Source organism: Pseudaminobacter sp. Soil_N_29, assembly GCF_057656055.1.
In genome coordinates, this window is record NZ_JBDGLC010000049.1 from 1 (window position 1) to 313 (window position 313).

Here is a 313-nt window from a genome sequence, read left to right on the forward strand (position 1 = left end):
ATGATGTTCTCCTCCACAGTCAGGCTACCGAAGATGCGTCGATCCTCGTGCACGAGCTGCATGCCGGCGCGGGCGATGCTATGGGCCTTCCTGCCCGCTATTTCCACGCCGTCGAACCTGATGCTGCCGCTGCGCGGTGTGACGACACCCATCAAGCTTTTGAGGGTCGTGCTCTTGCCAGCGCCGTTGCGGCCTAGAAGAGCCACCACCTCGTGCTTCTCGACATGCAGCGAGATGTCGAACAGGATGTGGCTGTCGCCATAGTAGCTGTTGAGGCCATCGACTTCGAGCAGGCTCATGCCATCTCTCCATG

The 313-nt window shown here is 60.1% G+C and carries 1 protein-coding gene; it reads right to left on the reverse strand.

What is annotated here, in order from left to right:
- Positions 1-299 (reverse strand): ATP-binding cassette domain-containing protein (locus tag AC3A4H_RS23690; RefSeq protein ID WP_487768893.1); only part of this gene is annotated, 299 nt, incomplete at its 3' end.
- Positions 300-313 lie beyond the last annotated feature (14 nt).